The 2,221-nt window shown below is 64.1% G+C and carries 3 protein-coding genes; 1 reads left to right on the top strand and 2 read right to left on the bottom strand.

The genetic code is table 11. The features are described from left to right. The first annotated feature begins 15 nt into the window (after nt 1-15). Entirely contained in the window at nt 16-171 is a 156-nt protein-coding gene (locus tag AC1P6P_RS20130) for a PLP-dependent transferase (protein WP_481404233.1), read from the top strand. Nucleotides 172-309: 138 nt separating this feature from the next. On the opposite strand, the gene trmFO is transcribed toward AC1P6P_RS20130, so the two are convergent. Together trmFO and AC1P6P_RS20120 are read right to left on the bottom strand one after the other, a co-directional pair. Further along, nucleotides 310-1,668 carry a methylenetetrahydrofolate--tRNA-(uracil(54)-C(5))-methyltransferase (FADH(2)-oxidizing) TrmFO gene (trmFO, locus tag AC1P6P_RS20125; RefSeq protein ID WP_481404232.1) on the bottom strand — a complete coding sequence of 453 codons (1,359 nt, stop codon included), beginning with the start codon at nt 1,666-1,668 and terminating at the stop codon, nt 310-312. Then, the gene (locus AC1P6P_RS20120) at nt 1,665-2,219 is read right to left on the bottom strand and encodes an N-acetyltransferase family protein (RefSeq protein ID WP_481404231.1); all 555 of its coding nucleotides are present in this window, start codon (nt 2,217-2,219) and stop codon (nt 1,665-1,667) included. The genes trmFO and AC1P6P_RS20120 overlap by 4 nt, the downstream gene beginning before the upstream one ends. Nucleotides 2,220-2,221 lie beyond the last annotated feature (2 nt).

Genomic DNA, 2,221 nt, shown 5'->3' with positions numbered 1-2,221 from the left:
TGCCTGCCGGGAACCATGTCGCACGCCAGCGTTCCGCCGCAGGTGATGGCGCAACGATCGATGCCGGCAGACCTGATTCGGCTTTCGGTGGGCATCGAAGACGAAGAAGATCTCATCGAGGATCTCGGCCGGGCCATCGAACAGGCAAAAGGTGGCAGACCTGGTTTCTAAGCGCTGTAGCGTCGGCTTCCAAACCACTGGCTAAGTCTCTGACCGCGAAAAGAAGAACTTTGGGTTCGTGCTATCCCAGGTCTCAAAAACGAGACCTGGGGCACCCGACAGCGATGGAAGATCGGCCGGGGTGGAGGCCTAGCTTTGTACCGCCGCCAGAGGTGTTGCGGCCGCCAGCCATGCATCGAAGGCGGCCAAAGCGCGTTCGCACTGGATGCGATGGCGCTCCTTCTTGTCGCGAATCTTCTTGCGCACTTCTTCCTCGAGCGGCTCCAGCAGGTCGAAGGTGGTGTTGGCGGGCTGAAAATCCTTTGCCTCGGCATGCGTGATGTAGTGCATCAGCGAACCGTGAGCGCTGGCGCGCGGCACGGGCCTGGGTTGCTCGCCGCCAGCCACCGCGGCAGCATAAATGCCAGCCAGCAGTCCCGCGGCGATGGACTCGGTGTAGCCTTCGACGCCGCAAAGCTGGCCGGCAATCATGATTTGCGGGTGCGCCTTGAGGCGGAGGGTCTCGTCGAGCAGCAGCGGCGCCTGGATATAGGTGTTGCGATGAATCTGGCCGTAGCGCAGGAACCGCGCGTTCTCAAGCCCCGGAATGAGGCGCAGCACGCGGGCCTGATCGCCCCACTTGAGGTGGTTCTGGAAGCCGACCAGGTTGTAGCTGTCGGCGCGCAGGTTCTCCTTGCGCAGTTGCACCACCGCCCAGGGCGTTTTGCCGGTGCGCGGATCGCGCAGGCCGACGGGCTTCATGGGGCCGAAGCGCAGCGTGTCTCGGCCGCGGCGGGCAATAACCTCGATGGGCAGGCAGCCTTCGAAGTACTCCAGATTCTCCCACTGCTTGGCTTCGGCGGGCTCGGCCGCCAGCAGCGCATCGAGGAAGGCATCGTATTCGGCGCGGTCCATGGGGCAGTTGATGTAGTCGGCCGTGCCCTTGTCCCAGCGCGCGGCAAAGTAGACGCGGTCCATGTCGATGGATTCGGCCTCGACGATGGGCGAGATGGAGTCGTAAAAGGCCAGGTGGCCGGAGCCGGTCAGCCGCTCGATCTCCTTGCCGAGAGCGTCGGAGGTCAGCGGCCCGGTGGCCAGGATGGTGAGCGTGTCGGGTTCTTCGGTCAGGCGGGTGACTTCTTCGCGCACCACGCGAATCAGTGGCTGGGCGGCGATGGCATCGTTGATGCGGCGCGAGAATTCGATGCGGTCCACGGCCAGGGCGTGCCCGGCGGGAACAGCGGTTTCGTCGGCGATGCGGATCAGCGCCGAGCCGGCGTGGCGCATCTCCTGCTTGAGGAGCCAGGGCGCCGTATTGGGCGACTCGCTCTTGAGCGAGTTGGAACAGACCAGCTCGCCGAAATCTGTCGTTTGATGAGCCGGAGTGAGCAGCGGCTGGCCGTCCACCATGCGGCGCATCTCGTAGAGTTCGACGGCGCAACCCAGGCGGGCCGCCGTGAGGGCGGCCTCGGGGCCGGCCAGTCCGCCGCCAATCACGCGAATCCTCACTGGGCGCTCCTTTCGGTCGGCACAGCAGCCTCGCCGGCCAAACGTTGCACGGCGTCGCCGGAGATGCGCACATTGCGCCACTCATCGAGGAATTCGGCGCCCATGGAGCGATAAAACTCGATGGCCGGAGTGTTCCAGTCCAGCACCTCCCATTGCAGGCGCCGGCAGCCCTTCTCCACGGCGATGGCGGCCACCCGTTCCAGAAGTGCTTTTCCGATGCCCAGACCGCGAAATTGCGGCTGGACGAAAAGATCTTCGAGATAGAGGCCCGGCCGGCCCACCCAAGTGGAGTAATTAAAGAAGTAGAGCGCGAATCCGGCCGGCTGGCCATTGTGCTCGGCGATCTGCGCGTAAAAATAAGGATGGGGTCCAAACCCGTCGCGCAGCAAGTCTTCCTCGGTGGCAAGCACGGCGTCGGGTTCGCGCTCATAAGCGGCCAGGGCGCGAACCAGTTCGAGGATCAGGGGGACGTCGGCGGGTGTTGCAGGACGGATCGTGGTGGCCATTGATTCCATTTTAGGGCTTGGACGATGTGGTGTGACCCAGGCCACAA

The sequence above is a fragment of the Rhizomicrobium sp. genome, from assembly GCF_056722145.1.
This window is presented reverse-complemented; position numbering and strand designations above follow the sequence as displayed.

Excerpts from the sequence above, each read along its gene's own strand:
- AC1P6P_RS20130 (WP_481404233.1), top strand. The coding sequence starts at position 16 with ATGTCGCACGCCAGCGTTCCGCCGCAGGTGATGGCGCAACGATCGATG.